The sequence below is a fragment of the Longispora sp. NPDC051575 genome, assembly GCF_040681875.1.
Classification (GTDB): domain Bacteria; phylum Actinomycetota; class Actinomycetes; order Mycobacteriales; family Micromonosporaceae; genus Longispora.
Genome location: NZ_JBFAZP010000016.1, coordinates 22231 through 47110, shown reverse-complemented (window position 1 = coordinate 47110; position 24880 = coordinate 22231). Strand labels below are relative to the sequence as shown.

Below are 24880 nucleotides of genomic sequence, written 5' to 3'. Positions count from 1 at the left end.
CATCGTCGCCCGGGTAGCCCGCTGCCGACGGGACTGGCGGCCGAGGCGGCGGCGGGGGGAAGATCCCGCCGAACCGCCAGACGGGGGTGTACGCGTTCGGCGTCACCTGGACCGGAACGAGCCGGCGGCTGCACGGGAGATCCGGCGGGGCCGACTGTTCGGTGCACATCGCGAAGGCTCCTTCCCTGCTTGATGCCAGTTCGTCCAAGATCGACGTCGCTCGCTGAGTTCGTGTGGTGCGCATCTCACCCTCCGGGTACGGTGGGTGCCTGGACAAGCACTACGCGTCCCGGACATGTCCGGGACACCGGAACGTGCGGAGGTGACCGGTGGCGAGTCACGCTTTCGGGAGCGAGCTTCGTCGCTGGCGTAATCTGGCGGGCCTCACGGTTCGGGACTTGGCCGCACGGGTACACATGGGAAGTTCCACGGTCTCGAGTTACGAGAACGGCATAGCCCCGCACCCGAAGGTCGCAGCCCAACTGGATGCCGCCCTGAACGCCAAGGGCGTGCTGGTCGAGCTCGCCGAGCGCCTGAATGCCCCCGCTATCGGTGCGGGTTCGGCAGGCTCCAGACTGATCACCGGAACCGCAGGCGGGCCGGTTGTCACAGGTCCCCCGTCCAGTGAGGAGATCATGATGGCCGCCGAGGAGTCCGCCAAGTTCGCCCGCGACGCCGCCCGCTCCGCAACCCCTGATCTGGTCGAACAGCTCGACGCCGACGTGAGGCGCTTGGCGGTGGCGTACCTGCACCACCCTCCGTTCACCTTGTTTCGCCCGCTCGCAGCGATGCAGACCGAAGTGTTCGAGTTGATCGACAGCAGGCCCAACCCGGCGTACCTGGCCGACCTGTACCTGGCTGCCGGAAGGCTGACCGCGCTGCTCGCACACGCCAGCGCTGACCTCGGCCAGCCTGCGGCAGCCGCGGCGCACGCGCGCACGGCATGGCTGTGCGCCGACCGAGCCGGCCACAACTCGCTGCGGGTGTACACCCGATGGGTTCAGGCCAATGTCGCCTACTGGAACGGTGACTACCGCACCGCCGCAGAGCTGGCCGCTAGCGCCCGCCCCTACGCCTCCGGCGGCAGCGACATGCTCCGTCTGGCTAGCCAAGAGGCCCGCGCCCACGCAGCTCTCGGCGATGGCGCCGCCGTCGAACGAGCACTCGGAGATGGCCTTGCCGCCCAGGAACCGGCCTCGGGTGCAAGCGAACCTGGGGTCTTCCACTTCGCCCCGGGCAAGGCCGCCTACTACTCCGCCGAGGTACGTCTCGCCCTCGGTGGAACCGACAACAACCGCCGAGCGGTCGCCGACGCCGAGCGAGCCGTGGCCCTGCTCACCGAGGGGCCGGACGCTGTCCACAGCGCCGAGCTCGTCGCCGCAGCCCGGCAGGACCTGTCTGCGGCTCACCTCGCACTGCACGACCTGGATGCCGTCAGAGAAGTGCTGGCACCTGTGCTCGACTTGCCCGCCGAACTGCGCACCACTCCGATTGCGGGACGGATGACAAAGCTCGACCAGCAGTTGCACGGACCCGGCGCGGACGCCCGAGCCGACGAACTGCATGAGCAGATCGCGTTGTTCCTGGCCTATCCTGCGGGCAGAGCACTGCCCCCGGTTGCCTGAAGCCCCAAGGGAGGAACACGTGGCATTGCAGGTCTCCGTCTGCGGTCCCCGACACTGCACCGAGCAGGACACCGCCAACGCACACCAGATCGGCGCGCTCCTCGCCCAGGCAGGGGCCACCGTCATCTGCGGCGGCGGTATCGGCGTGATGGCGGCGGTCGCCGCCGGGGCTCGTGAGCACGACGGCCTCGTCATCGGCGTCCGCCCCGGCGACAGCGCCGAGGACGCATGCCCGGACCTGTCGGCGACGATCGTCACCAACATGGGTGAGGCGCGGAATGCGATCATCGCCTGGTCCGCCGACGTCGTCGTGGTCGTCGGCGGCTCTTGGGGCACGATGTCCGAGGCGGCCCTAGCGATGAGACGCGGCACCGTGCCGGTCATCAGCATCGGGGGCTGGAGCGTTCGGGACGCGAACGGCGATACAGTCCCGGGTATCCGCGAGGCCCGCTCACCGGAGGAAGTGATTGAACTGGTGCTCGCCGCCGGTCGCTGACGTTCCACTCTGGCAGAGAGTTTCATCCTACTCACTCCTTCCGTGTGATCCGCACTCCTTTGCCTCTTCCAGGGAAGACCATCTATTGCCCGGGCGGGAGGGTGTGACGTCAGTCGATAGTGGAGGAGGATTCACACGGGGTGTGAATCGCTTCGCCCTCTTCGCCCGGTACGCCAGGACACATAGGCTGGGTTGATGTCTGGGCCGAACCTGCTGTTGGACGCCGCGATCGAGCGCGCGGGTATGTCCCACGCTGGAATCGCGTCCCGCGTCAACACCGCACGGCCCGACCTCGGGCTACGACACGACCACGCATCGGTAGCCCGCTGGGTCCGCGACCACGCGATACCCCGCCCACCGGTCCCCGAGCTGATCTGCGAGATCCTGAGTGCCGCTCTCGGCGGGCCCGTAACCCTGTCCGACATCGGAATGGACCGCACCGGGCATAGCGCCCCCGAGACGCTGGACCGCGCCGTCGACCAGGCCGCGGCGCTATGGCGAGGAGACCTCAAGGGCCGAGGTCCCCGCACTTCGATGACCGGCGCGGCGGCCATCGAACCGGTCTGGACCTGGGAGAATCCCCCCGAAGACCGCGACCTCACCCGCCTCGGCCACAACCGCGTCACCGCCTTCGACGTCGAACGGCTCGTACGCGCCAGGGGGATCTACCAGGAGATGTACCGCCGGGTCGGCGGGGTGCCGACCCGGCCGCGGATCGTCGCCCTGCTCAACAACGAGGTGGCACCGCTGCTGCGGGCGGCCTACGACGACCCGCTAGGCCGGCGGCTGTTCCGGGCTGCCGCCGGATTAGCCGCATTTGCGGGAGTGTGCGCGTACGACGGGGACGAGCAACCCATCGCCCAGCGGCACTTCTTCCACGCGCTACGTCTGGCCAAAGCCTCAGGCGACCGAGGGCATGGCGGCTACGTGGTCGCGTTGCTCGCCAATCAGGCGCTGTTCCGTGGCGACTGCCGGTTGGTGGTGCAGTACGCGCAGACAGCTCTGCGAGCGGCGGGCACTGAGCTCGGCTCGTCGCTGATCACCGATCTGCACGCGCTCGCGGCCAAGGCGTACGCGAGGATGGGCGACGGAGTGGCGGCGCGCGCGCACCTACGTGAATCGGAGGCTGCGGTGGCCCGGGTCTCCTTCGGGAGCGGGCAGGTAGTCGAGCATTCCTACGTCGCCCCCGGGCTCGTGGAGACTCAGGCGGCCGAGGCACTGCGCCGCATCGGGGACCTGTCCGCAGCCCTGGACTACGCGGAAGAGTCCGTGCGAACCGCACCGCTGACACATCTACGCGGGCAGGTCCACCGCTACGGCGGACTCGCCCTCGTCTTGGCCGACAGGGGCGAAGCGGAGCACGCGGCGCACATCGGCGGACAGATGCTCGACCTGGCCGAAGGCATGGAAAGCGGGCGCATCCGAGACCGAATCGGCACGGTCGTGCAGGCACTCCGCCCGGCCCGTCCGGCTCCGGGGGTGGGAGAATTCCTGGAACGAGCGACCTGGTACACCACCGAGCAGCGAGGGAACGCCCGATGAAGTGGATCAACCACGGCGAGCGGGAGCTTTACCGCGACAAGTGGGTACACGTGACTTCCGCTGACGTTGAACTTCCAGATGGACGGCACCTCGACCACCGCATCGTGCGCACCGCCGCGCCAGGGGCCGGAGCCGTCGTGGTCAACGACGACAAGGTCCTGTTGATCTGGCGGCACCGGTTCATCACCGACACATGGGCGTGGGAGATCCCACTCGGCAGCATCAAGCCGGACGAGGACCCGGCCGCAGCCGCTGCCCGCGAATTCGAAGAAGAAACGGGTTGGCGTCCGGGTGCTCTCCGGCCGCTGCTCTACACCCAGCCGTCGCCGGGCCTGATGACCAGCGCACACCACATCTTCCGTGCCGACTCCGCCACGCACATCGGCCCGCCGAAGGACGGCTTCGAGTCCGACCGGCGGGAATGGCTGCCTCTGGACGACATCCTCGGCTTGGTCGACAAGAAGGACATCGTCGCCGGCACCACGCTAGCCGCGCTGCTCTACACGCTGGCCCAGCGCACGCGACGGCCAACTGAATAGGACGTTGATTCTCTCCAGTGCAGCCCGACCGTCGACCGATCGACCGACTCGGGCTAGGCGACGACCCGCAGCCCGGGCTTCGGCGGGGTGGCTGCTGCGTCTGAGATCGGAGCGTCTCCGATCTGGACGACGGTGCGACGCTCCTGGCCGCCGCGGTGGGCGGTGACAGCGAGATCGCGGAATCGGAGCCGGCCTCGCCCTCTCCGCAGCCCGCGCCAGGCGGAAGCTTCGTGATCGACGTCGAGCAGCACATCGGCCCCGGGCCACGTGGCGACGCCGAACGCGACAAGCACCGCTCCGCGCTGACGCACCCGCGCGTCCAGCCGGCCGGCGAGCGACCCCGTCACCCGGGCAGCGCCGGGGGCAACTACCACCAGGTCGAATCCGTCCACCATCGCCGCGACGGCCTCGGGCCACCTCGACCCGGGATCGGGGACGAGCGCCAGCCGGTTCAGGTCCACTCCGGCGGCAGCGGCGGCCAGAGCGCCAAAGGCGGGCATCCCTACGACGGCGCACCAACCTCCCGCTCGCGACGTCCCCGCCATGAGCTCGATGAGCAGGCTGGCGGACGAGGCGACCGCCACGGTGGTGCCCCTCCGCAGCCCGCCATCGGGCAGCACGGCGGCAAGCTCCGCCCTGACCGGCAGAACCCGGACCGCGTCGCCCCCCGCCGCGTCGGGTGCGGTGGTGGCGGTGTTGATCTTTCCGGCCAGTCCCGGGGCGCGCATCAGCCCGGCCAGGATCTCCTCGCGGGTGCGCGAATCGCCCCGGTCACCGCCGACGAGGCGCGCCGCGCTGATCACTGCCATGTACCCACCTCCTGCGGACACGCTTCGCAAACCCCCTGGTGAGAGGGACTTCTGGGGCCGCACTTGTCTCGACTATCGCACATGCGTTCGACTCATGGACTGGCGCTGGCGTCGAACAAGTGCGAGATCCCGCAGCAGGTACGGGTGATTCGCGGCAGGCAGGCACGAAGCTTCTGCCCGCGCCACGCGAGCGCACTTGCTCCTCGGCTGCGGGTTGCGTTGAAGGCCCGCTCGCGGGTGACCGGGCAGGGATGATCAGGTGGTGGTCGGACAGTCCAGGCTCCCGCCCCCGGTCGCGCCGATGCCCGCCACCCTTGGCGAACTGCCGCCCAGAGGCTCGCGGTCGCACGAAATCAAATGGGATGGAATGCGAATCATCCTCGCGATCTCTGACGCCACCCAGATGCGCGCCACGTCGCACCTGGCCGACGTCAGCCGTAGCTTCCCCGAACTGCTCGCGGCGCCGGCGCAGTTCGGCGGCCGTCGTCTACTACTCGACGGCGAGCTGGTCGCGCTTGACGAACACGGCATGCCGTCGCTCGCGCGCCTCCAACGCCGGATGCTTCTCTGCACTTTGTTGACCTGGTGGCCGAGTTGCAGCTGCCGAGGTGCTTGCGCCTGATCAGGTGCCGTGCGGGGGCGTCGGATCGGGTTGCTATTGGTGACCTAAGACTTCGTCATCAGGGCAACAAAAAGCGCACCGACAGCGCCGCCGACCAGTATTCCGATTCCAAACATCTTGGCCTTGTCCAACCAGGTCAACAACGATACGACCCGACCAACATCCCCTACCCACTGCGGCTCAGCATCGAGGTACCGTCGAACGGCTACGATCCGAGCCACCGTCGGCTCCGCGTCTCGGGCAAAGTCGAGCTCGGTTGCGCTGTCGACCGCCCTCTCCAGCGACTCGCTGACTGCCTCAAGTCGGGGCAACCAGTTCGACACGGTCTCGAGGCGCTCCGCGGCACCATCTAACGTCCGAGTGTTTTGCTCGAAGTCCCCAAGGTTGTCAGCCGCCCGATAGAGGACATTGACGTTGTCCTCAAAGCTTCCGAGGTTGTCTGTAGCTCGATGAAGCGTGTTCGCGTTGTCCTCTAGGTAACGAAGTGTTCCTGCCGCTTCGTACAGCATGTACGCGGTGTCGGGGTCAACGAACATCCGGTCGGCCACGCCGCGCAGGAGGTCTGCGGCTTCGGTGCTGATCATGGCGAGTTGGTCAAGAGCGTCGCTGACTCGATCGGTCACCTGGTGCATGGAGCTGATGAGTAAAGCTTCGAGCTTGTCCTCCGTGAGCTGCGACAGTCCGATCATTGACGAGTCAAGATCGCCCTCCCGAGCCGTCTTCCATGAGTGAAGAGTGACGACCGTGAAGTCGTCCGGGGTGCCGTCGACTAGCTTGTGATGTGGCTTACACAACAGGATCAGGTTGGTGAATGCCCTCCGCTGGTCGTTCGTCATGTCCTCGCGGTAGCGGGGGCCGCCTTTCTCGGCCGCATAGATGTGAGCAATGTCGACATCTACGTATTCGCCCTGGTCGTCGGGGAGGCGGACTACCACAGGCCGGCGACACTCGGGGAAGTAGCAGAAGCCTCCGCTGAGTGTGAACAAGAGCTTCTCGACGCCGCTCGTAAAGCGGTGGGGATCTACTGGGTCATGAGGGTCTCTTGGCTTGCGGGACATCGTGCCACAGTATCCAGATACATCAATCGGTGCGACTCGCCCAGCCTGGGGGTGGCACGCGAAGGTCCCGCTCCTCCACGCAGTGGGAGGAACAGGGCCTTCTGCTGGTCCCCGCTGAGGGTGGCGGGCCGGGTGAGGATCATGATGGTCAGGCGGCGGGGTGAGACGGCGAGACGGTCTGCTGCGCACGACCCAAGGTGATGCAGCGGTAGATCAAGTTGTGGCTGCCGGTGTAGTAACAGGCTGTCCAGCCAGTCGGCTGGGGCGCACCCCACGCGCACCCTTGCCGCAACAGTCGTCGTCAACGAGTTCGGGGACTGCGGCTAGGACGCGACTCCGACCACCGCCGCCGACGCCGCCGCCGAACAAACCATCGCCTCCTACAGCTTGTCCACATTGACTTCTTGCGGGTCTTTGTCCGGGCGCAGGCCGCGCCAGGAGGGGTGTCTGAGGCTCCCGTCGGGAGTCCAGGTGCGGTAGACGACCTCGCCGACGGTCACGGGCCGCACCCAGTGCGCGTCGCGGGCGTCCGCTCGGGGGACGGCTCGGCCGGTCGTCGGCGGCGTGGGCTGTTCCAGCGGTGCGAGCACCGTGGCCAGATTGGCCAGCAGGGCGGTGTTCCAGCCGGTGCCTGTGCCGACGTGCCCGATGTAGTCGAGGTCACCTCGCGGGTTGTACGCCGCCAAGAGCAAGGATCCGATGGTGCCGGCGCGGCGGCCTTCGCCCCGTGCCGGTACGCCGAAGTATTAGAACCTGCCGAAAGGTCCCTGCGGCGTAAGCGCCGGGTCCTGGCTCGATTGTCAAGTCCGAACTACTCTCACGACTGCAAGTCGCGGGTCGAGCGGGCTATCGGAGTCCGCCCCGAGCCGGCGCGGCGCGGACGGGTAAGCCTGCGGGTAGTGCAGGAACCGCCCGGTGGGTTGCGGTCCGTTACGCCGCGCCAGCGAGGTCCCACCCTCTGCCGGCAGGTTACTTCGGTGTCGCGCGCGCCAGCGCCTGTGATGCCGGTCCGGTTCGTGTCGGGCCAGGGTCGAACCCGGTGTGCCGTCAGGCGTCGATGTGGCGTCATCTCATTCGACTTGGTCAACGAGCAGGTGCGGGACGTGCCCCTTTGGGTAGCATCGGTGGCGGTTCGTTGCCGTTTTCGCAATAGGGGGCTGGTCGATGACTGCTGATGTCCAATCTGTGCTTACGACAACGCGTGTGGATCGGGTGGCGGGGCTGCGTGAGCGGCTGGAAGGGCGGGGGCTCAGTCCGAGGCTGGAGCGTCGGTTGCGCCTGAACCCGGATGCGAACGTGTTGGTCGGGGTGGCGCTCAACGCGTGCGCGAAGGCCGGCGACGGGAAGCCGCTGTCCGATCTTGAGGAGAGGCTGGTCGGCCTGTTTCGGGTCTTCGTCGACAGTGACGAGGTCGCCGAGTACGGTCGGGTGTTCCGCCAGCGGACGGATGCTTCCATGGCCGGCATATTGCCGCCGGTCGCGGCGCGGTTGGGGTCCTCGGAGTCGTTCACGCGGGCGGACTTCGCCTCCTACTGCGTGGGGATCGCCGATTCCGTGATGGCCCAGCCGAACGTGAGCACCGTCGACGTGAGCAAGCTGGGCGAGGACGGTGTGGTCGACACGCCGGCGTTCACGCGGGCGTGTCAGGTCTACGGCAGCGGTGCCACCCTGCTCACCGGGCCGCCGGTGCCGGCGGACGTCCGCGCGGTCCCGCAGTACGTGTGGATCGGCGCGAACAGGTTCCAGATGGAAGACGACTCCGGTGAGGCCGGCAAGGACGAGATCTACTGGGTGGGTGCCGGGGGCACCGACAACAACGAGAAGCAGGCTTTCCGCACCGAGGAGTTCGGAGGGGTCGAGCCCGATTACCACACTTACGGCCTCGGTCACCGCGCGGTGGCCTCCGGGTTCGTGCACGAGCACCTCGGGTTGGAGATCGAGGCGTGGGAACGTGACAACGGCGGGATCTTCGGCAAACTCCAATCAGCCGCACAGAGGGTCGCCGAGTACTGCCTGGACGCCGCGGCCATCGCTTCGGAGACCGACAACCCCAGCGCGGGCGGGGCGGCGTTGTTCGCCGCGGCTGCGGCGTTCGTCGGCTGGCTGTTTGGCATGTTCACCAACGACGACGACATCATCCAGCAGCGGGAGTTCATCTGGGACCGTGCCGCCGCCGTCGACATCGCTAAGAACAAACGGACCCGCGACTACCTGTTCTGGGGCCACAGTGACGGGAAGGTGCGCCTGTGGCTGACCCTGCACACCCGCTGCCTCGGCGTCATCAGGAAGCACAACAACACGTTCGCCGTGCACATCCCGGGCGCCACCGCCGGCTTCCAGAACATCGCACCGGACGCGGCCCAGATCGCGTTGTCGGCGTTCAGTAGTGCGCACATCACCGCCGACGGCACAGCCCATGTCGGTGACGACTTCGTGTTGAACGGCACCCGAGCGACGCTCCGCACGAAGGTCAAGCAGATAGCCCTCCACCATGGCACCGCCGCCGCGGTCATGGCCGACGGCAGCCTGCACTTCGCTCCTAAGTATTTCGGGATGCTTCCGACAGGAGTCACCAACGCCGCGCGCGCGATCATCACCAACCAGGCCACCGGCGTCCTGCTCACCGACGGAAAGCTCATAGCGGCGATATCACCTATGGTTCCAGGCTGGACGACCGTCGCCACCGATGTGGTGGACTTCGCGATGAACGGCGACCGCATCGCCGTCATCCACGCCGGCGGCAAGGGCCAGTACAAAGCCGGTGGCATCCACGCCGACTGGCGGCACCTGACCCTCGACGGGCGGCGCATCGCCATCGACGATAACCGCATCGCGCTGATCAACTCCGTCGGCGAGGTCTGGGTCACCGACGCCTACGGGGAGCCCATGGAACGCATCGACGTGCCCGGCGACGCCGAACAGATCGCCCTGAGCGGAGGCTGGCTCGGCGTACTGACCACCGACGGCACCGCCCTGTTCAAGGACGGCGACCGACACAGCCCCTGGGACCACACCGTCCCCGACTGCACCACCATCGCCGTCTACTGACACCCGCACGCCACGCGGCAGGCCCGCACGTGCGGGCCTGCCGCGCGTGTCGGACATCCGGCCGCAGCGGGGACACGGTTGCCCGTGTCCACGTCTAGTGAGGTGCTGAGCGAGCTCGCGCCGCACGACGCTTTCATCGTCGGCGGGCGCTGGTTTCCAGACCGTACTCCTCGCCCTGTTGGACGTGTCCGATTGTGAGGGCGAAGAGGTCGTTGGGCCGTTTTGCTCTGGGTGGAGCATTCGATGCGATGATGAGGATGGCCGACTTGCCTGCTCGGTTCGTCTGCGTCGTGGCAGGTGTCGGGCACAGGCGCAATCGGCTTTGCCCCGCGCGTTCCGAGCGAACAGAGGTCCTCATGTCCGATCCAGGATTGCTTCACCCGAGTCATGACGAGCTCAGGGCGATGGGCCGTTCCGGCTGGGAGAAGGTGTTGCTCTCCCAGCCGGCGAACGACTACATGGACCCGTTCGGTGACGGCACGTCGTTCTACCGCAGAACGTCCAGCGGCCTGGAGTTGTGCTCGACCCCGACCTGCCACGTCGACGCGCTCACCTGCCCGAGCGGCCACCTGGTCTTCGACCCCGGCAAGCAGGTGGCCGATTGGGCCGACCAGGCCGATGCCAGCTACCTTCTCGACGCCGACGCGCCCAGACCCAGCAGGTTCGGCAAGGTCTAAAGCGCCCAGCAGCCTCGCGCACGGCCAGCGATCTGGCCTCGGACGGGGCCTGGCGGGAACACGCACCTGCCAGGCGCCGCCGCGCAGCCAGGAGCCGCAGTGGCGGCTTCGGCCACAACTGGATGAACGCGACCAGGAACGCGCCGCCGCCCGAGCAGCCAACCGGGACTCATGGCCCAACTCGACAGGTCACAACGCTAGCGCCGCGCCCACCGGTAGCCGACCACGGGCAGGAAGATCAACGACCTGTGTTGTAGACCTTTTCGAGGAAGATCACGCCGCCGTCGTTGCTAGCTCCACCAACACGAACGATGACCGGCGTGTCGCGTACCTCCACCGAGGAGACTCGATCGTTGAGCTCGTCGCCCACATACTCGGCCGACGCGTGAAACGTCGTGCTCGTCCCCGCGAAACCCGGGTCAGAGAACACGGTCACCGACCAGCCTTGCGGCACACGCAACGAACTCAACGCGTTGTCGCCCAACGTCAACGCGCCGACATCGTAGCGACCAGGCACAAGGTCCTGGCGTGTCCCGGTGAAGCCTCGGTCCGTGAACAGCGAGACCGAATCCAGGGGCAAACCTGACATGGCATGGAGTCCTGTCCTAGGAGTGGGCAAACGGCAGCTCATCTTAGCCGTTGACCGCCCCGCCGCCACCCACCTCGCCACACCCGTGCCGCCATCGAGCGGGCCACCTCCCCGTCCGGCTGGTGCTCCGCGAACGCGCCCGCCGCGCACCGTGGCCGACCGTTGGTCACCGGCGAGTCTCCTACGGGACCTGGCCTGCTGACCGGACTCACTCACGTCACGCCGCACTGACGACGTGCGAGTTGGGTCCCGGGGCCGGCAGGTCAGACGGTGTGGCGGGGCGTGCTTTGCTCAGGTGGGCGTCGACGACGTCCGTGGTCGCGGTGTCTGAGGTGGGCGGGGATCCCGCGTGGTTTATAGGATGAGTTGTCACAGTCAACGCGGGAGGGAAAACAGTGCCGGCACAGATAGAGTTCGTCACCGTGACGCACGACTTCGGCAGGATCCCACAGGGCCGCCCGGTGCGGGCGGAGTTCCACTTCACGAACACCGGTAACGGGCCGTTGATCATTTCCAAGGTCGCAAGTGGTTCCGGTTCCGTGGTCCCCAGCTACTCGCCGTCTCCCGTGCTCCCCGGGGGGAGCGGCAGTATCGCGGTTACCTGCGACGCCGACATGGCAGTGCCTTTCAACAAATCAGTCACGATCTATTCGAATGCATCCACGCCACTGAAAGCGCTCTACGTCAAGGGTGACGTTGTTCAAGGCTGACAGCAGACCCCAGCAGTGCGGCCAAGATCGGTCACAGCGCTGCCGGCTGTTCCTGGACTTCTTAACCTCGGAGGAGGTCCGCTCGGGGTGCGGGCGGCCGGCGGTCGCGCCTGGCGACGCAGGGCCCTGACAGTTCTATCTACATGTCAGCCGCAACTACTCCTCGGGACGCTTGCGGTCCCAGCCCATACACGACGGGTGTCGCAGCCGGCGGTCGCCGGTTGCTCGGTTGAGGGTCCAGTTGCGGTATGAGACCTCGCGGGTGATGGTGGGCTGCGGCCAATGGGCTAGGCGGGCGCGTTCGCGCGGTACTGGCCGGCCTGTGGTCGGCGAGGTGGGCTGTTTGATCGCGGTGAGGGCCTGTTCTGCCGATAGTGCAAGTCCTCCACCACTCACGGCACCAGCCTCGCCGTCCGCCCCGAAGGTCCCGGACCGCATGGGCCGGGACCTTCACTGCGGTGCCGTGAGTGGTCCGGCCGACGCCGTTTCACGAGCCGGTGCAGACCTCGGAGAGGGGCGCCTACTGGCCCGACGTCGCCGGGATGGCGGGGGCGTCAGGCGCCGCCGGGGCGGCAGCATCCGGAGGCAGGGCTGGGGCGTCAGCCTCCGTAGGGGCGGCTGGGGGTTGAGCGTCTGTCGCCGGTGCTGGATCTCCCATGTCGTACTCTCCTCAGATAGTCGGCTCAGGAACAGGTGGTCTGACCTGCTCTCCATCACCCGGCCGTCCGGCACGTAGACGGACTGCTGCGGGCGTGCCGCTGGTGTCGGTCAAACCGGTGCTGCATCCGCCTCCTGGAAACTGTTGGGAAGCAGGTACAGGTACGAGCTTTCCATAGCTGAGCACCAAGTGGAACCACACCGCGCCCCGTCAGCTTGAAGCGGCGACGGCTGAACAGCTCAGATATGCCAGCTCCGAAGGCGCGGCCCGGTCACGTCCGTGGAGGCGGCACGTCTTTCTGCCGCAGGACGTCCAGGGGCCTGGAGTTGTGCTCGACCCTAACCTGCCGCGTGGACGGCTCACCTGCCGACCGGCTACGGTCCGTCAGCCCCGCGTCTGCGAAAATTGGCGCTATGCGGGTGTGGGCTGGTTGCAGGTAGTCGTAGAGGGTCGCGGCGGGGACTGTGAACATGTCGGCGATCTGGCGACTGTGCGTTGGCCAGCTCGGCGTCGCCCTGATCGGCCGCCTCTTGACCGCGCCGCTGAGTTGGTTTCCGTCTGACCCGTCCGCCGAGCCGTTCACCCCGCTCGAGGAAAGGGTCCTCGCCCGGGTGACCGACCACTGCACCGAGCTGATCGGCCGCCGCCGGCAGCCCAGGGATGCCGCACATGTCCTGTATGAACAGCCCGGCCCGGCCCGGTGAGGAGAACCCGATCCGGCGCCTCCGTTGACCATCAGCTGGGTGCTGCGGTCACGCCAGATCGGTCTCGTCGAGGTTCAGGGCATCGTTGGCGGAAATCTGGATGGTGTTGGTTCCGGCACCGTCGAGATCCAACTTGTCGATCGATGTCATCTTGGCTGTGCCCGTGGAGCCGGAGCCGGGGGCGACAGAGTCCGCGGACTGACCGTCGTCGGCAACAGGGAGATTCGTCATCACATGATCTTTCTGCCGGCGGGTGTGCCTCGATATCATGTCACCGCCGACCTTGCGGCAACAGATCGCCCTGGTCGCCTTCACGGACCGTGCGCAGGAGCGATCTCACCCCGCCGACATCACGCGGGTCGTAGGCAGCCCGTGCCCTGCCGTCCGGCTTCGGTCCCCTCGGCATCCCGCGTTCCCCGGGTGCGCACCGTCCACAAGGTCGCAGCGTCTGCCGGAGGCTCCTATGAACTGAGTCGGCCGTCGTACTCGGACCAGTTGGTGATGTACCCGTAGAGCGGGGGCTCGCTGAATCTGAGTGCCTGCGGAGTCGTCTCGATGGTGGGAAGCTGGCCTGCGGGCGTGGCCTCGTCGACGAAATGCGGAAGGGAGGTTGCCAGGTGCTCGGCGAGGGCTTCGGGGTCATGTGGGCGTCGGCGGCGATGGTGGCGAGTTGGTCAGCGTCGACGGCGGCGGTCAGTTGTTCCCCGGTGATCGGCGTGTTGGGGCCGGTACCGGCCCAGGAGGCGGCCTGAGGCAGGCGCGATGCCGTCGACCCCGGGGGCGGCGGGAGTGTCCGGCTGGGAGCGCGCGAGCATGGCGTAGTTGTGGATCACCTGGGCGGCGGCGAGGTTGTCGGTGGATCCCTCCGTCGTTTCCGGGGGATTCACTGGGTTGGTGTTGTCGGACATCGTCACTCCATTAGTGGGCGGGGTTCGGTACGGACATGACCGTCCCGTTTCCGGTGGCGCAGGGGAACGAAGGTTCGTCGACCGAGTTCAGTGAACCCGGCCCTGCTGTGACTGGGGGTGCTGGGAGGTATCCGGTGTCGGTGAAGTAGTGGATGTGGCGGGTGAGGTGTTCGGGGGTGATGGGTGGGCTGGGTGGTCCTGATGGGGTGAGGGTGAGGGTGGACCAGTCGCCGGCGATGTGGTGGGCGAACACGTCGCAGACGGCGGCGGCGGCGTTGGTGGGGTCGGCGTGGATGGTGGCGGTCCAGTCCGTGAGCGGCAGTTCGGTGAGCTGGTAGCCGAGGTCGCGCAGGTGGTTGATGATGGCGGTGAAACTGAGGCGTTGCGGGTTGGTGAGGTGGAAAGCCCGGCCGTCAGGGACGGTGGTCAAGGAAAGGTCGACGATCGCCGCGACGGCATGGTCAACGGGCACGGCGTCGAAACCGGCGTCGACGGCGGGCGCGGTGCGGGCCTGGATGGAGCCTTTGATCACGCGCCAGAGTAGGTCGTCGCTTTGGCAGGCGCCGTGTTCGCGGTCGCCGAGGATCCGGGGTAGCCGGTAGACGAGGGTGGGTAGGCCGCGGTCGTGTGCGAGTCGGACGAGCGCTTCGGCGGCCCATTTGGTCTGCGCGTAGCCGCCGTGTAGCAGGGCGGGCGGGCCGGTGGGGTCGGTGGGATTCCGAGGGGCGGGGTTGGTCGGGTCGTGGGCGAATACCTCGTTGGTGGAGACGTGGTGTACGGGCTTGGGGTGGTGTCGGGTGGCCATGCGCAGGATGTGTGTGGTGCCGTCGACGTTGGCGGCACGTAGGGCCGGGTAGGTGTGTACGGCGTTGACCTGTGCGCCGGCGTGGTAGATGGCGTCGACGGTGGCGGCGAGTTCGTCGAAGGCCGGCTCGGTGAGGCCGAGCAGTGGTCGGCGCAGGTCACCGGTGACGATGCGGATCCGGTCGTCGAAGGCGGGGTGGGCCAGGCGGTAGCGTTCCCAGACGGCGCGGAGCCGTTTGTGTCCGGCGTGTTCGTCGGTGGCGCGGACGAGGCAGTGCACGACCGCGTCGGTGCGCTCGAGCAGGGCGTGCAGCAGGAACGCGCCGACGAAGCCGGTCGCGCCGGTCAGGAACACCGCCCGCGGCCCTGCGGGGGTGATGTCGGTGGGGAGTTGGACTTCGGCGGTCAGGTCGATGGGGCCGGTGTCGGTGCCCTCGATGTGGGCGGCGAGGTCGGCGGGGGTGGGGTGGGCCAGAGCGACGGTGGGTGCCAGGTCCAGGCCCAGGCTTGCCGAGATTCGGCGGCCGAGTTCCAGGGCTGCGAGGGAGTCCAGGCCCGCGTCGGCGAGTCGGGTGTCCGGCCGGATGGGTTGGCCGAGCAGGTCGGTGGCGTGTCGCAGAATCGTGGCGAGCACACCGTCAACCGTGGGCTCGCTGCTGCAGGATGGCTCGGGGAGCGCTTTGCGGTCGATTTTGCCGTTGAGGGTCAAGGGTAGGGCGTCGAGCCAGATCAGGGCGCTGGGCAGCATGTACTCCGGCAGCCGGGCTTTCAGTGCCCGCCGTATGTCGGCCTCGGCGGGCCGCTCGCCTGTGGGCTGCAGGTAGCCGAGGAGGCGTTGCCCGCGTAACACCACGGCCGCGTCCCGCACGCCCGGGTGGGCTCGCAGGGCGGCTTCGATCTCGCCGGGTTCGATGCGGTAGCCGTGCAGTTTGATCTGCTGGTCGAGGCGCTCGAGGTAGCGCAGTCGGCCGTCGTGGTCGAGGCGGACCCGGTCGCCGGTGCGGTAGAGCCGGCCGTACGGGGTGTCACGGAACCGGTCGGCGGTGAGTTCCGGCCGGCGGTGGTAGCCGTCGGCGACCCCGGCCCCGCCGAGGCACAGCTCACCGGGCACGCCGACCGGCACGGGCCGGAGTTGCTCGTCGAGGATGTGGCAGCTGGTGTTGGCGATCGGGCGGCCGATGGCGACCGGCACCTCGGCGGTGACTTGGTCGACGGTGGACCAGATCGTGGTCTCGGTCGGGCCGTAGAGGTTCCAGAGTTCGCCGTGGCGGCCGAGCAGCTCCACGGCCAGGTCACCGGGCAGGGCCTCGCCGCCGGACCACGCCCGCAGATCATCGGCCCGGCAGTCGGCGGCGACCAGCATCCTCCACGTCGCCGGGGTCGCCTGCAGCACGGTGGGGCGGGCCTGTTCGATCAGGTCGCGCAGAGCCGGGCCGTCGGCGGCGACCTGGGCGGGGGCGATCTCAAGGCAGCCGCCGGTGATCAGCGGCAGGAACAGCTCCAAGGCCGCGATGTCGAAGCAGACCGTGGTGACGGCCAACAGTGTGTCGGCTGAGGTGAAGCCCGGGACCCGCGCCATGGCGCACAGCAGGTTCGTCAGACCCCGGTGGGTGACCCGCACGCCTTTGGGCCGCCCGGTCGAGCCGGACGTGTAGATCACGTAGGCGAGGTCACCGGCCCGCCCGGTCGGTGGGTGGCCGGGCGGCAACGGTTCATCCAGACACAGGACCGGGGTGTCGCCGACCCGCAGCGCGCGGTGGGTAACCAGTAGCGCGGCTCCGGAGTCGGCGAGCGCGTCGGTGATCCGGTCGGCCGGGTAGAGCGGGTCCAGCGGCACGTACGTGGCGCCGGAGCGCATCACCGCCAGGAGCGCGGCGACCAGGTCCGACCCGCGTGGCAGCAGCACACCGACCACGCTGCCCGGGCCGACGCCGCACCCGGCGAGGCAACCGGCGAGCTGGTTAACCCGGTGATCGAGGTCGGCGTACGTCATGATCTCGCCGGCGGACCGGACCGCGACGGCGGCCGGCCGGCTCGCGGCGCGGTCGGCGAACAGCTCATCGGCCCGGCGGTGCAGCGGCACGTCGGTGTCGGTGGCGTTGAGGTCATCCAGGAGCCGCCGGTCGTGCGGTGACAGCAGGTCCGCCGCGTCAGGGGACACACCCGCGGCGAGGTCGGCGGCGAACGCGTCGAAACTGTCGGCCAGCCAGCGCTGCGGCCACCAACAACCCTCCGCCGTGATCCGCACAGCCGGACCCGACTTCGTAGCGGTGCTGGCGGCGCCTGGGGTCAGGTCCACGACGATGGGCAGCTCGCGCTGTATGAGCTGTGGGTAGCGGTCGAAGATGTCGGGTAGGAAACCGCCCCGCTCCTCGAGTTCACGCAACCCGCCGCGGACGCGGGCGCTGAACGTCGCGAAACTGCCGGCCAGCTCCGGGACCCGGATCGGCACCGTGGCCGCGAGCACCTCCCCGGCCTGCACGTATCCGCGCAACCCCACATCGAGGGCCGTCTGGCCGGTCACGCGGGCGCAGAACGCCAGCACCGCGGCCAGGAGTGCTTCCCTGTCGCCCGGCACCATCCACCTCGGCGCGGGCGAGAAGCCGCCCGCCTCGTCGCGGGCCGGGAGTGCTGCCGGGTGCAGGTCGGCCAGGCGGGAGACCCAGGCGGACTCGCCGCGAAGCGCACGCACGTACCCGGTCATCAGGGTCGCGGCCCGCTCGGACGAAACCTCATCGGCACGGTCATCGAGTGCCAGCCCGACGGTGGTCATCGTCAGGCGGACGTCCATTGTCGTGGTGGCCAGGGTCAGGCCGTCGTCGTCGAGTTCCACGACGCTGCCAGCCGGCCGGGTCGACCAAATGCCGGTGATCGCGGCGTCGCGGACCGGCCGTATCCGGCCCGCGAACTGCATCTGGACCAGCCCGAACGTGTTCGGATGCGCGCCGAACCGCGTCGCCCGCACCGCCCGCACCAGTTGCTTGGCCGACCAGGACCGGTCATAGACCAGGACCGGCCGTTCCCACCGGCCATGGTAGGTCCGGCCGGTGAAATCCTGCGGAACCGCTCGACTGGTACCGGCGATCAAGCCGTCGAGCATCGGTCCGAACAATTCGAGGCCCGCGTCGAAGCAGCGCAGGTTCAGATCCAGGCTCGTCTCATCCGGCCCGAGACCGAACTCGCGCCGCGCCACAATGTCACCCCGGTCCGCGCCGGCGGTCATCAGATGCCAGGTCACGCCATGGCGCCCCGCGCCACGCCACAACGCCCACACCGGCGCGTGAACACCCGCGTCGGCAGGCAGCGGCCCGTCATGGAAATTGACCGCGCACCGCTGCGGCAGGGCCAGCACCTCGGGCGGCAACATCCACAGACTCACCACACTGAACAAGAAGTCGACGTGCTCCCCGGCCAACAACGCCGGCAGCTCAGCAGGGTGGGCGGCCACCGGGATCCCATGCCCCGCAGCCCAGTCCCGAGCGATCGGGCTCGACGTCGCCACCGCGACAATGCGCAGCCCGCGCGCCAACGCGCCCTTCGCGCACTCCACCAGCAGCGCACCATCACCAATCAACAGCGCGTTCTTGTCTAAATCCACCAAAACATAATAAACAGGTGCTTCGTACAGCTCCGTGGACGCGTGACCGGCAACCGGCCCCATAAATCATGCCTGTCGGACCGGAACCCGGGCTCGTCCGTCATCTCCAGGTGGTCGAGCGCTGTACATCGACCGCAACGTGGGGCGCATCCTCGCCACGTACGGCGCGATCTCCGTCGCGGGCTCCCTGGCCTGGGGCATAGGCGTGGACAAGGTCAAACCCGACCGCAACGGCGTCATCGGAGCAAAGATCTGCCTTGTCTGCGTTGGCTGTGATCATGGAGGATCAAGCTCCCGCGTCACCGGGCGGTGGGGTCGCGTCGCGTGACCTCGGCTGCGTATTCATCTGCGCTCGCACCGGCGATCTTGGTCCATCGCACGGCGCCGGAGACTGACAGGCCGAGGAGGTCGCTGATGACCTTGGCGGGCAGTGTGGCGGCGTTTTCCATCAAGGCGGTGTTGCGTGCGATCCGGGCGGGGATGCCGAGGGCTCTGAGCCTGTTGCCCATCGCCAGGGGATGTATTGGTTGGCCGGGGAGACCTCCGGGGAACAGCCACGGGTGGTTGTCGGTGTGCCCGAGGGCTGCCTTCCCACGGCGGGTGGCGGCCAGTCGCAGGAGCATATGGTCGAGGGGGCCTGGGATGGTCATGGGTGTGGGCCCCAGTCGCAGTCGGACCTGTCCGTCGGCCTGGGTGACGTGGTCGGTGGTGAGCCCGACGATGCGGCTGACGGTCTGACCGTAGAGCAGGACCAGCAGACCGGCGGTCCGGTCGGGGGTCGTGATCGCATCGTCGTGCAGCAGACGCCGTGCCAACTGCCAACGAGTGTCCTCGTCATCGAACGCCGTGGGGCTGGCCGACGGACGTGGAGGGGCGATGGCGAGTTGACGGGTGTGTCCGTTCTTGCCGCACCAGGCTATGAACTGCCGGGCCCGGCGCGGCATGCGGCCGGCCTGCATGCACCAATCATCGAGATCGGCCTGCGTGCAGCCGCGCAGGTCCTGGCCTCGGCCACGCAGCCAACCCAGCAGTTTGAGGACGCTTTTGACCTCGTCGCGGATGCTGGCCGCCATGAAGGGCGTCGTGGGGCCGGTGGCATTGCGCAGCCGCCGCAGGTGCGTCCATGCCAGGTAGCTGCGCAGGAGTCGCTGCTCATCGGCGTCGTCAACCTGGGCAAGTGTGTCCGCGAGCCAGCGCTCGAGGAGGTTCAGTTGCCGATCACGGGCCGGTAGGACGCCTTGTGCGATCAGGACCTGACGAAGGTGGCGGGCGGGCCCCGCCGGGCTGAGCTGGTCGATGGTCTGGTGAGTGACCGGTCCGTCGGCGCGGGCCAACTGGTCCAGCAACGCTCTGGTGGAGGGGCGGTGAAGCCAGTTCAGCAACGTGGCGGGGTGAGATGTCGCCAGGGCGTCCCTGATCGGTTCGAGTTCGCGACGCACGGTGCCGCCGGAACCGGTGAGCGCGGCGTCGAGGACGGTCGGGGCGGCGCAGCGTTCGCAGCGTCCGTCGCGGTGCAGGCGGGCGATGTCTCCGCACACACCGCAGGCCCGGTAGAAGGCCGGCTCGGTCTTGATGCACGTCCAGCACAGCGCTCCGTCGCCGATGCGGCCATTGACCGGTCGTGTCCGCCCGCACCGGCAGCAGGGTTCCCGCCGGGCGGCGCACCAACCGCACAGCGGCTGTCCCTCGCTGTCACGCCCTCCGATCGGGCGGAGGTTGCCGCATCGTCCGCACTGGGCGACCCGGGCCTGGCGGGAGCAGTTCCCGCATTGTGGTGCTGGCGTCGAGGCGCTGTGGCACGGTTTGAGTTCGCCGCAGGTCGAACAGATCGCCACGGGTGGGCGCTCGCATCTGCGGCAGAGCATGGCGCCGTCGCGGTGACTGACGATCGCGCTGAAAACTCCACAGCCTGAACATTCCGCCTTGTTGAACGCCTCTTCACGCCAGCACCCCGCACACACCGCGCCACCATCGGCGTTCCGCGCTGTGACCTGCTTCAACTGCCCGCACCGCACGCACAACGCGGCGCGGGCGCGCTGAGAGCACGTACCGCAGCACGGCTTGCCCTCCAGATATGACACGAGCTGCCGCGCTTTTCCGCACGACGGGCAGCAGACGGGCACCACGCCTTCGACACCTTGGTCAGTCAGGGACTTCACCAGCCGCCGGACGGCCGGGGAACCCTCCCACGCGGCGCCGGTCAACAGGTCGGGCCTGTCTTGCAGGCTCCACGCCACCTGGCGGCGCTGGGCAGCCTGACGAATCGTCGAAGCTATCAACTCCCGCAACAATGTTCGATCCGCTCGCGCGTTGACGGCCGCGACGTGGTCGCAGATCACCTCCAGGTGGTCCACGCCAGGATCCGGCGGACACAACTCGCACCGCGCAAGCCCCTGGCGGTCATAGGCCCTGGGAACCAAGACCCGGCCGCAGACGGCGCACGGTCGCGGCGCGAACAGGCCCTTCGCACGGCTGTCGCAGCTGCCACAGATGCGCAGACCCCACTCGTCGCGCGTCGTCATCCGTCGAGCGGGCCGGCCGCAGGAGCCACAGCAGGGCTGTGCGACGTTCACCGCGCCATGCTCCCGGAGCAGGCGGATCAACCGGTCGACCAGGGGCGGACCGTCAGTCCTGCCGGAGACGAGCAGCCCAGGAGAACCCTCCAAGGCTTGCGCCAACCCCCGCCGCCCCGTGCGGGTCGAGGCAACCTCGCCCACCGCCTCACCGATGATGGACGGATCCAAACCAGGCTCTACCCGGGCGACGATCTCGATGATGACCGCTACCGGGTCGCTCAGGTGACGTGGTCCGCCATCATGGCCGGTCACCGCGGATCAGAGACGATTCTCGCGCGCTTGGGCCGAAACGCGCCGACACCCGCGTCATCGGCCGTTTGACCGGCAGCCTTGCGCCGTGTCCCGCCGACAGCCACCGGTTCGATGAGTTCGTCCATCCCACAGCCGAGGATGTCCAGAAGCGCCATCAAGATCTTCAAGCTCAACCGCTCAGGCTTGTCGACCACCAGCCTGTATACCTGGCTGTCCGACAGGTCGATTCCGCGCTCGGCGAGTTTCGGTCGCAGATGGGTGGTCTGGAACATGCCGTTGCGCGCCATCAGGTCCCGCAGGTTCCACCGGTAGTCAAGTTTGGCGCTCACGGGGCCTCCCCATCGTCGGTCACGAACGCCTTTCCCAGGGCTCTGACCATCATCGTGTTCATGAAGTCTCCGCTCACGCCCGTGTACATCGCCGTCGTCGACGCGAATCGGTGACCGACCTGAAGCTGAACGAACGTCGCGTCCACCCCGTCCTCGATCTGGTGGGTGACATGACTATGGCGCAGGCAATGCGGGACGAGAGTGTCGGGTAGCTCCAGGGCCGTGCGGTACTCGGCGAACCGCGCCTCGATGTGCCGGGGCGACACCCGCCCGCCGCGCTCGGTCACCCACATCGCGGGCTGACCGCGAAACCCGTAGCGGGGACGGATGTTCGTCAGGTAGTCATCAACCACGTCGACGATCCACGGCATGACCGTATGCGTCGTCCGCCGCCTCGGAGGACTCCCCCTGGATGCCTTGCCCCACCGAACCTCCAGCTTGCCGTAACGCCCCAACTGCGGGGCCTTCGCATTGCGGTACCAGTCGGTCACATCCAACTTCGACGCCTCCGTCGCACGCAACCCGTAGGCGTAGATGACCTTGAACATCGTCGCGTCGCGATAGGCGGTGAGGGCTCCCTTGCGGCCTTGCCGCAGCGCGGCCTCCACCTGGTCGTCGGCGTAGTCGAAGAACCGCTGCAACTCCGCGCGTGTCAACGGGCGCCGGTCCGGGTGGCCCTCATAGTCGCTGAGGTGTGCGAGGGTGTTCCACTCGAAGCAGATCTGCACCGGATGGGTCCCGAACCGCTTCTCGCACTCCGCAGCCCAGTGGTACTCCGGCCGAATCAGGTAGTCGCAAAACGATCTCACCGCGTCCTGGTAGGTGCGGATCGTGGACTTCGCGCGACCGCGCGCGGACACCAGATCGACCATCCACTCGTCGAGATGGGCCGGCATCCAGTTCCACGGGTACTCATTCGTGTACGACAGAAACCGGCGAATCACGCCCACCCGGTCGTTCACCGTCGCCCGTCGCAGACCACGGCCGCCGATCTGCTGAGCCTCCCAGCCCCGCAACATCGCCGCCACCACAGCATCCTCAGCACGAAGCAGAGCCACACCGGCGACCAGCTCCAGCCGAGCTGACCCCACTGGTTCGTCGCTTCGACCCGGCACACAGCCTCCCGTCATCAGACGGGAGAATCATGCATCAGATGCGTGTTCCGTGGCAACCGTGCAGGTCAAGGCGTCCCCGATGGACACCTCCTTCATGTACGGTGGAGGCACGCGCGCGAGCGGTGCAGTGATACTGATCATGCATCTGATGCAATTCTTCGCAGAAGCGCCACCCGATCACGATCACTTCCTGGGTGGCGTTGAGCGGCACCTTGATCCAATCGCGTGATCGGCGTCCCGCCTGGTAGGTCGAGGTGGCCTTCTTCGCGACCACCCCTTCCATGCCGCGGTCAGCTGCCACGTCCAGCAGGGCACGGCCGGGGCCGGAGAACCAGGGCGGCACCGACATCGGCCCGCCACCCAATTCAAGGTCTTGCAGCGCTTCGCGTCTGCGGGCATAGGGCCAGGTGACGGTCGAGGCTTCGTCGAGGTAGATGATGTCGAAGGCGAAGAAGTGCACCGGCACGTCCGCAAGGAGGCTCGCGGTCGGGGAGCGGACGTGGACCCTGCGTTGCAGCATGGAGAACGAGGTGACCCCGTGCTCGTCGAGCGCGACGAGCTCGCCGTCGAGAACCACACGGCGGCCGGCCAGCTGGACCGGGAGTTTGCGCAGTTCCGGGAAGCTGGCGGTCAGGTCGTTGCCGTTGCGCGACACCGCGCGCACCGCGTCGCCCGCGCAGGACACGACCGCGCGGACGCCGTCCCACTTGAACTCGAACGCCCACTCGTCGCCGGTGGGCATCGGGCCGAGGGTCGCCAGCATCGGCGAGACCGTGGGCGGCAGCCGTGGACTCATCTGGCGATCATGACCCGGTTCATGGTCCGGTGTCCGGGGAACAGGCCAGGTCCTCGGTACCAGGCGTCAGACTGGGGCGGCCCGGGTGGGCATGCCCAGGTTGACGGTGGTGGGGGTGCGCAGGCGCTGGGCCTGGGGCGCGTTTGTCGGTGAGGAACCGCAGCGTCACGGCCAGGCCCTCGAGTTCGCCGAGCCATCCTCAGGCTTCGGCCTCTGCCTGGCGACGCACGAGGTCGGATTCGAGTTCGTGGCACAGTTATCGCAATGGACCTTGTGTGGGCCCACGACGACGGGGAGCACCTAGCCGTTGACGAGCACGGCGACGGCGACCGGGCCGAGAGCTCGGCTAGCACGCCGCTGGACCGTTGCTCGGCGAAGGCGCCCGCAGCCCACGCGGGAAGCGTTGAACTGGCAACGGACAGGAGCAGTTGTGACGATCGTGATCGGCTCCATCCACGACAACCTGATCACTATGGTCGCCGACACGCAGCTCAGCTACGACAACCCCGTCGACGACAAGCGGACAAGGCACGAGCTGCTGCGCCGTCCGACGCTGAAGTTGTCGATCGTCTCTCCGACTCTCGCCGTGGGTTTCGCCGGTCGCATGGCGGCTGACCTGACCCCTCTGTACGAGGCTGTCTACAGCAGCCCCGAGGACATCGCCCAAACCGTGGAGACACTCCGGGGCCGGAGTGATCGCTTCGGCGAGACCTTCATCGCCGCCACCCTGGTGCCATGTCCGACTCTCTGGCGCATCCGGGAGGGCATCGCGGTCCCGGTGACCTTGCCCGGGCGCCTAGAGATCGGAGACCTGCAGTCACATGAGCTGTACCTGCAGTGGCAGCAGCACCACCTGCATCCTGCCAGCGCCGCTGTCGATGAAGCTCAGGCACTGCGGATGGCCGTCCAGTGGTGGATCAACATCGACGACGGCTCCACCAAGCGCTCGGCGGAACAGCGCGAGGCCCTGCGACAGCTCACCGGCCAGGAGGAGGCCGAGTTTGACCGGACCATCGGCGGCTACCTGACCGAGATCATCACCACCCCGTCGGGATTTCGCTACGCCGAGCACACTCAGCAGACCCTCCCCGACTGGTTGCCCGCCCAGGCCCAGCTCCAACCAGACGGGCACCTGCACCTTGCCGCGCACAGCGCCGACCTGATGCAGCACCGCCGGTACACCCTCATCGGCGCTCCCGAGAACCGCCGTGCGATCGGATTCTGCCTTCCGCAGGCGAGAGCTGGCATCTTCTATCCAGACGGGCGCCCCTGGGAGCCTTCCGTCTACACCGACCTCGCCTCGGTCGAGGACATGGTCCAACGCGTGTGGTCCGAGCACCAGCAGATCCTGCGGGGACTGCGGGAACCTAACTACATCGTCGGGTACTTCGAGCCAGCCGACCCCTCCGCTGGTAAATGAGTCAG

At 67.9% G+C, this 24880-nt stretch carries 23 protein-coding genes; 10 read left to right on the top strand and 13 right to left on the bottom strand.

Translation table 11 applies throughout. The features are described from left to right. Positions 1-329: 329 nt before the first annotated feature. The 4 genes from AB0M43_RS36405 to AB0M43_RS36390 all read left to right on the top strand — a co-directional run bounded on the left by AB0M43_RS36405 (position 330) and on the right by AB0M43_RS36390 (position 4202). Positions 330-1625, top strand: a complete 1296-nt coding sequence (locus AB0M43_RS36405; RefSeq protein ID WP_363731667.1) for a helix-turn-helix transcriptional regulator — start codon at positions 330-332, stop codon at positions 1623-1625. Positions 1626-1644: 19 nt separating this feature from the next. Beyond that, complete coding sequence (locus AB0M43_RS36400; RefSeq protein WP_363731665.1) at positions 1645-2121, top strand: hypothetical protein; 477 nt, start codon at positions 1645-1647, stop codon at positions 2119-2121. A 195-nt stretch (positions 2122-2316) separates the two neighbouring features. Next, entirely contained in the window at positions 2317-3663 is a 1347-nt protein-coding gene (locus AB0M43_RS36395; protein WP_363731664.1) for a hypothetical protein, read from the top strand. Beyond that, positions 3660-4202: an NUDIX hydrolase gene (locus AB0M43_RS36390; protein WP_363731661.1), complete on the top strand. Its 543-nt coding sequence runs from the start codon at positions 3660-3662 to the stop codon at positions 4200-4202. The genes AB0M43_RS36395 and AB0M43_RS36390 overlap by 4 nt, the downstream gene beginning before the upstream one ends. Before the next feature lie 53 nt (positions 4203-4255). On the opposite strand, the gene AB0M43_RS36385 is transcribed toward AB0M43_RS36390, so the two are convergent. Next, positions 4256-5011: a hypothetical protein gene (locus AB0M43_RS36385; protein WP_363731657.1), complete on the bottom strand. Its 756-nt coding sequence runs from the start codon at positions 5009-5011 to the stop codon at positions 4256-4258. Between the two features lie 301 nt (positions 5012-5312). On the opposite strand from AB0M43_RS36385, the gene AB0M43_RS36380 reads away from it, so the two are divergent. After that, positions 5313-5633 carry a hypothetical protein gene (locus AB0M43_RS36380; protein WP_363731766.1) on the top strand — a complete coding sequence of 107 codons (321 nt, stop codon included), beginning with the start codon at positions 5313-5315 and terminating at the stop codon, positions 5631-5633. A 44-nt stretch (positions 5634-5677) separates the two neighbouring features. On the opposite strand, the gene AB0M43_RS36375 is transcribed toward AB0M43_RS36380, so the two are convergent. Beyond that, the gene (locus tag AB0M43_RS36375) at positions 5678-6691 is read right to left on the bottom strand and encodes a hypothetical protein (RefSeq protein WP_363731654.1); all 1014 of its coding nucleotides are present in this window, start codon (positions 6689-6691) and stop codon (positions 5678-5680) included. A gap of 380 nt (positions 6692-7071) precedes the next feature. Next, positions 7072-7392: a hypothetical protein gene (locus AB0M43_RS36370; protein ID WP_363731764.1), complete on the bottom strand. Its 321-nt coding sequence runs from the start codon at positions 7390-7392 to the stop codon at positions 7072-7074. Positions 7393-7987: 595 nt separating this feature from the next. Between AB0M43_RS36370 and AB0M43_RS36365 the strand changes: the two genes are divergently transcribed. Beyond that, the gene (locus AB0M43_RS36365; protein WP_363731651.1) at positions 7988-9739 is read left to right on the top strand and encodes a hypothetical protein; all 1752 of its coding nucleotides are present in this window, start codon (positions 7988-7990) and stop codon (positions 9737-9739) included. A gap of 625 nt (positions 9740-10364) precedes the next feature. On the opposite strand, the gene AB0M43_RS36360 is transcribed toward AB0M43_RS36365, so the two are convergent. Both AB0M43_RS36360 and AB0M43_RS36355 read right to left on the bottom strand, forming a co-directional pair. After that, on the bottom strand, positions 10365-10409 hold the full coding sequence (locus AB0M43_RS36360; protein ID WP_363731761.1) for a hypothetical protein: 45 nt from the start codon (positions 10407-10409) through the stop codon (positions 10365-10367). A 245-nt stretch (positions 10410-10654) separates the two neighbouring features. Further along, a complete protein-coding gene (locus tag AB0M43_RS36355; RefSeq protein ID WP_363731649.1) occupies positions 10655-11005 on the bottom strand; it encodes a peptidase inhibitor family I36 protein in 351 nt (116 codons plus the stop codon). Positions 11006-11400: 395 nt separating this feature from the next. Here AB0M43_RS36355 and AB0M43_RS36350 point away from each other — a divergent pair, with 395 nt between their 5' ends. Then, entirely contained in the window at positions 11401-11715 is a 315-nt protein-coding gene (locus tag AB0M43_RS36350) for a DUF1573 domain-containing protein (RefSeq protein ID WP_363731646.1), read from the top strand. Positions 11716-11871: 156 nt separating this feature from the next. On the opposite strand, the gene AB0M43_RS36345 is transcribed toward AB0M43_RS36350, so the two are convergent. Next, positions 11872-12153: a hypothetical protein gene (locus AB0M43_RS36345; protein ID WP_363731644.1), complete on the bottom strand. Its 282-nt coding sequence runs from the start codon at positions 12151-12153 to the stop codon at positions 11872-11874. Between the two features lie 690 nt (positions 12154-12843). On the opposite strand from AB0M43_RS36345, the gene AB0M43_RS36340 reads away from it, so the two are divergent. Beyond that, positions 12844-13077, top strand: a complete 234-nt coding sequence (locus AB0M43_RS36340) for a hypothetical protein (RefSeq protein ID WP_363731641.1) — start codon at positions 12844-12846, stop codon at positions 13075-13077. 48 nt (positions 13078-13125) lie between these two features. Here the strand turns inward: AB0M43_RS36340 and AB0M43_RS36335 are convergent, their stop codons facing one another. From AB0M43_RS36335 to AB0M43_RS36325, 3 genes are all read right to left on the bottom strand, one after another. Next, positions 13126-13308, bottom strand: a complete 183-nt coding sequence (locus tag AB0M43_RS36335) for a hypothetical protein (protein ID WP_363731638.1) — start codon at positions 13306-13308, stop codon at positions 13126-13128. A 443-nt stretch (positions 13309-13751) separates the two neighbouring features. Further along, positions 13752-13985 carry a hypothetical protein gene (locus AB0M43_RS36330; protein ID WP_363731637.1) on the bottom strand — a complete coding sequence of 78 codons (234 nt, stop codon included), beginning with the start codon at positions 13983-13985 and terminating at the stop codon, positions 13752-13754. A 10-nt stretch (positions 13986-13995) separates the two neighbouring features. Next, on the bottom strand, positions 13996-18387 hold the full coding sequence (locus tag AB0M43_RS36325; RefSeq protein WP_363731634.1) for an amino acid adenylation domain-containing protein: 4392 nt from the start codon (positions 18385-18387) through the stop codon (positions 13996-13998). Positions 18388-18526: 139 nt separating this feature from the next. Here AB0M43_RS36325 and AB0M43_RS36320 point away from each other — a divergent pair, with 139 nt between their 5' ends. After that, positions 18527-18715 (top strand): hypothetical protein, encoded by a 189-nt coding sequence (locus tag AB0M43_RS36320; protein ID WP_363731632.1) that lies wholly within the window; start codon positions 18527-18529, stop codon positions 18713-18715. Here the strand turns inward: AB0M43_RS36320 and AB0M43_RS36315 are convergent. The 4 genes from AB0M43_RS36315 to AB0M43_RS36300 all read right to left on the bottom strand — a co-directional run bounded on the left by AB0M43_RS36315 (position 18687) and on the right by AB0M43_RS36300 (position 23422). Then, positions 18687-21215, bottom strand: coding sequence for a hypothetical protein (locus AB0M43_RS36315; RefSeq protein ID WP_363731629.1), 2529 nt, complete (start codon positions 21213-21215; stop codon positions 18687-18689). The two genes, AB0M43_RS36320 and AB0M43_RS36315, sit on opposite strands and share 29 nt — an antisense overlap. Then, positions 21212-21544 (bottom strand): helix-turn-helix transcriptional regulator, encoded by a 333-nt coding sequence (locus tag AB0M43_RS36310; RefSeq protein WP_363731626.1) that lies wholly within the window; start codon positions 21542-21544, stop codon positions 21212-21214. Before AB0M43_RS36310 ends, AB0M43_RS36315 begins: the two co-directional genes overlap by 4 nt. Next, positions 21541-22563 carry a tyrosine-type recombinase/integrase gene (locus AB0M43_RS36305; protein WP_363731759.1) on the bottom strand — a complete coding sequence of 341 codons (1023 nt, stop codon included), beginning with the start codon at positions 22561-22563 and terminating at the stop codon, positions 21541-21543. Before AB0M43_RS36305 ends, AB0M43_RS36310 begins: the two co-directional genes overlap by 4 nt. Before the next feature lie 130 nt (positions 22564-22693). Next, positions 22694-23422, bottom strand: coding sequence for an RNA ligase family protein (locus AB0M43_RS36300; RefSeq protein ID WP_363731623.1), 729 nt, complete (start codon positions 23420-23422; stop codon positions 22694-22696). A gap of 463 nt (positions 23423-23885) precedes the next feature. Here AB0M43_RS36300 and AB0M43_RS36295 point away from each other — a divergent pair, with 463 nt between their 5' ends. Then, a complete protein-coding gene (locus tag AB0M43_RS36295) occupies positions 23886-24875 on the top strand; it encodes a hypothetical protein (RefSeq protein WP_363731620.1) in 990 nt (329 codons plus the stop codon). Positions 24876-24880: the final 5 nt, after the last annotated feature.

Bases quoted from the DNA above. Each gene is read 5' to 3' on its own strand.
- AB0M43_RS36385 (WP_363731657.1), bottom strand. From the start codon at position 5,011: ATGGCAGTGATCAGCGCGGCGCGCCTCGTCGGCGGTGACCGGGGCGAT.
- AB0M43_RS36345 (WP_363731644.1), bottom strand. From the start codon at position 12,153: ATGCGGTCCGGGACCTTCGGGGCGGACGGCGAGGCTGGTGCCGTGAGT.
- AB0M43_RS36305 (WP_363731759.1), bottom strand. From the start codon at position 22,563: ATGTTGCGGGGCTGGGAGGCTCAGCAGATCGGCGGCCGTGGTCTGCGA.
- AB0M43_RS36300 (WP_363731623.1), bottom strand. From the start codon at position 23,422: ATGCTGGCGACCCTCGGCCCGATGCCCACCGGCGACGAGTGGGCGTTC.
- AB0M43_RS36355 (WP_363731649.1), bottom strand. From the start codon at position 11,005: ATGTCAGGTTTGCCCCTGGATTCGGTCTCGCTGTTCACGGACCGAGGC.
- AB0M43_RS36340 (WP_363731641.1), top strand. From the start codon at position 12,844: ATGTCGGCGATCTGGCGACTGTGCGTTGGCCAGCTCGGCGTCGCCCTG.
- AB0M43_RS36395 (WP_363731664.1), top strand. From the start codon at position 2,317: ATGTCTGGGCCGAACCTGCTGTTGGACGCCGCGATCGAGCGCGCGGGT.
- AB0M43_RS36380 (WP_363731766.1), top strand. From the start codon at position 5,313: ATGCCCGCCACCCTTGGCGAACTGCCGCCCAGAGGCTCGCGGTCGCAC.
- AB0M43_RS36375 (WP_363731654.1), bottom strand. From the start codon at position 6,691: ATGTCCCGCAAGCCAAGAGACCCTCATGACCCAGTAGATCCCCACCGC.
- AB0M43_RS36335 (WP_363731638.1), bottom strand. From the start codon at position 13,308: ATGACGAATCTCCCTGTTGCCGACGACGGTCAGTCCGCGGACTCTGTC.
- AB0M43_RS36330 (WP_363731637.1), bottom strand. From the start codon at position 13,985: ATGTCCGACAACACCAACCCAGTGAATCCCCCGGAAACGACGGAGGGA.
- AB0M43_RS36390 (WP_363731661.1), top strand. From the start codon at position 3,660: ATGAAGTGGATCAACCACGGCGAGCGGGAGCTTTACCGCGACAAGTGG.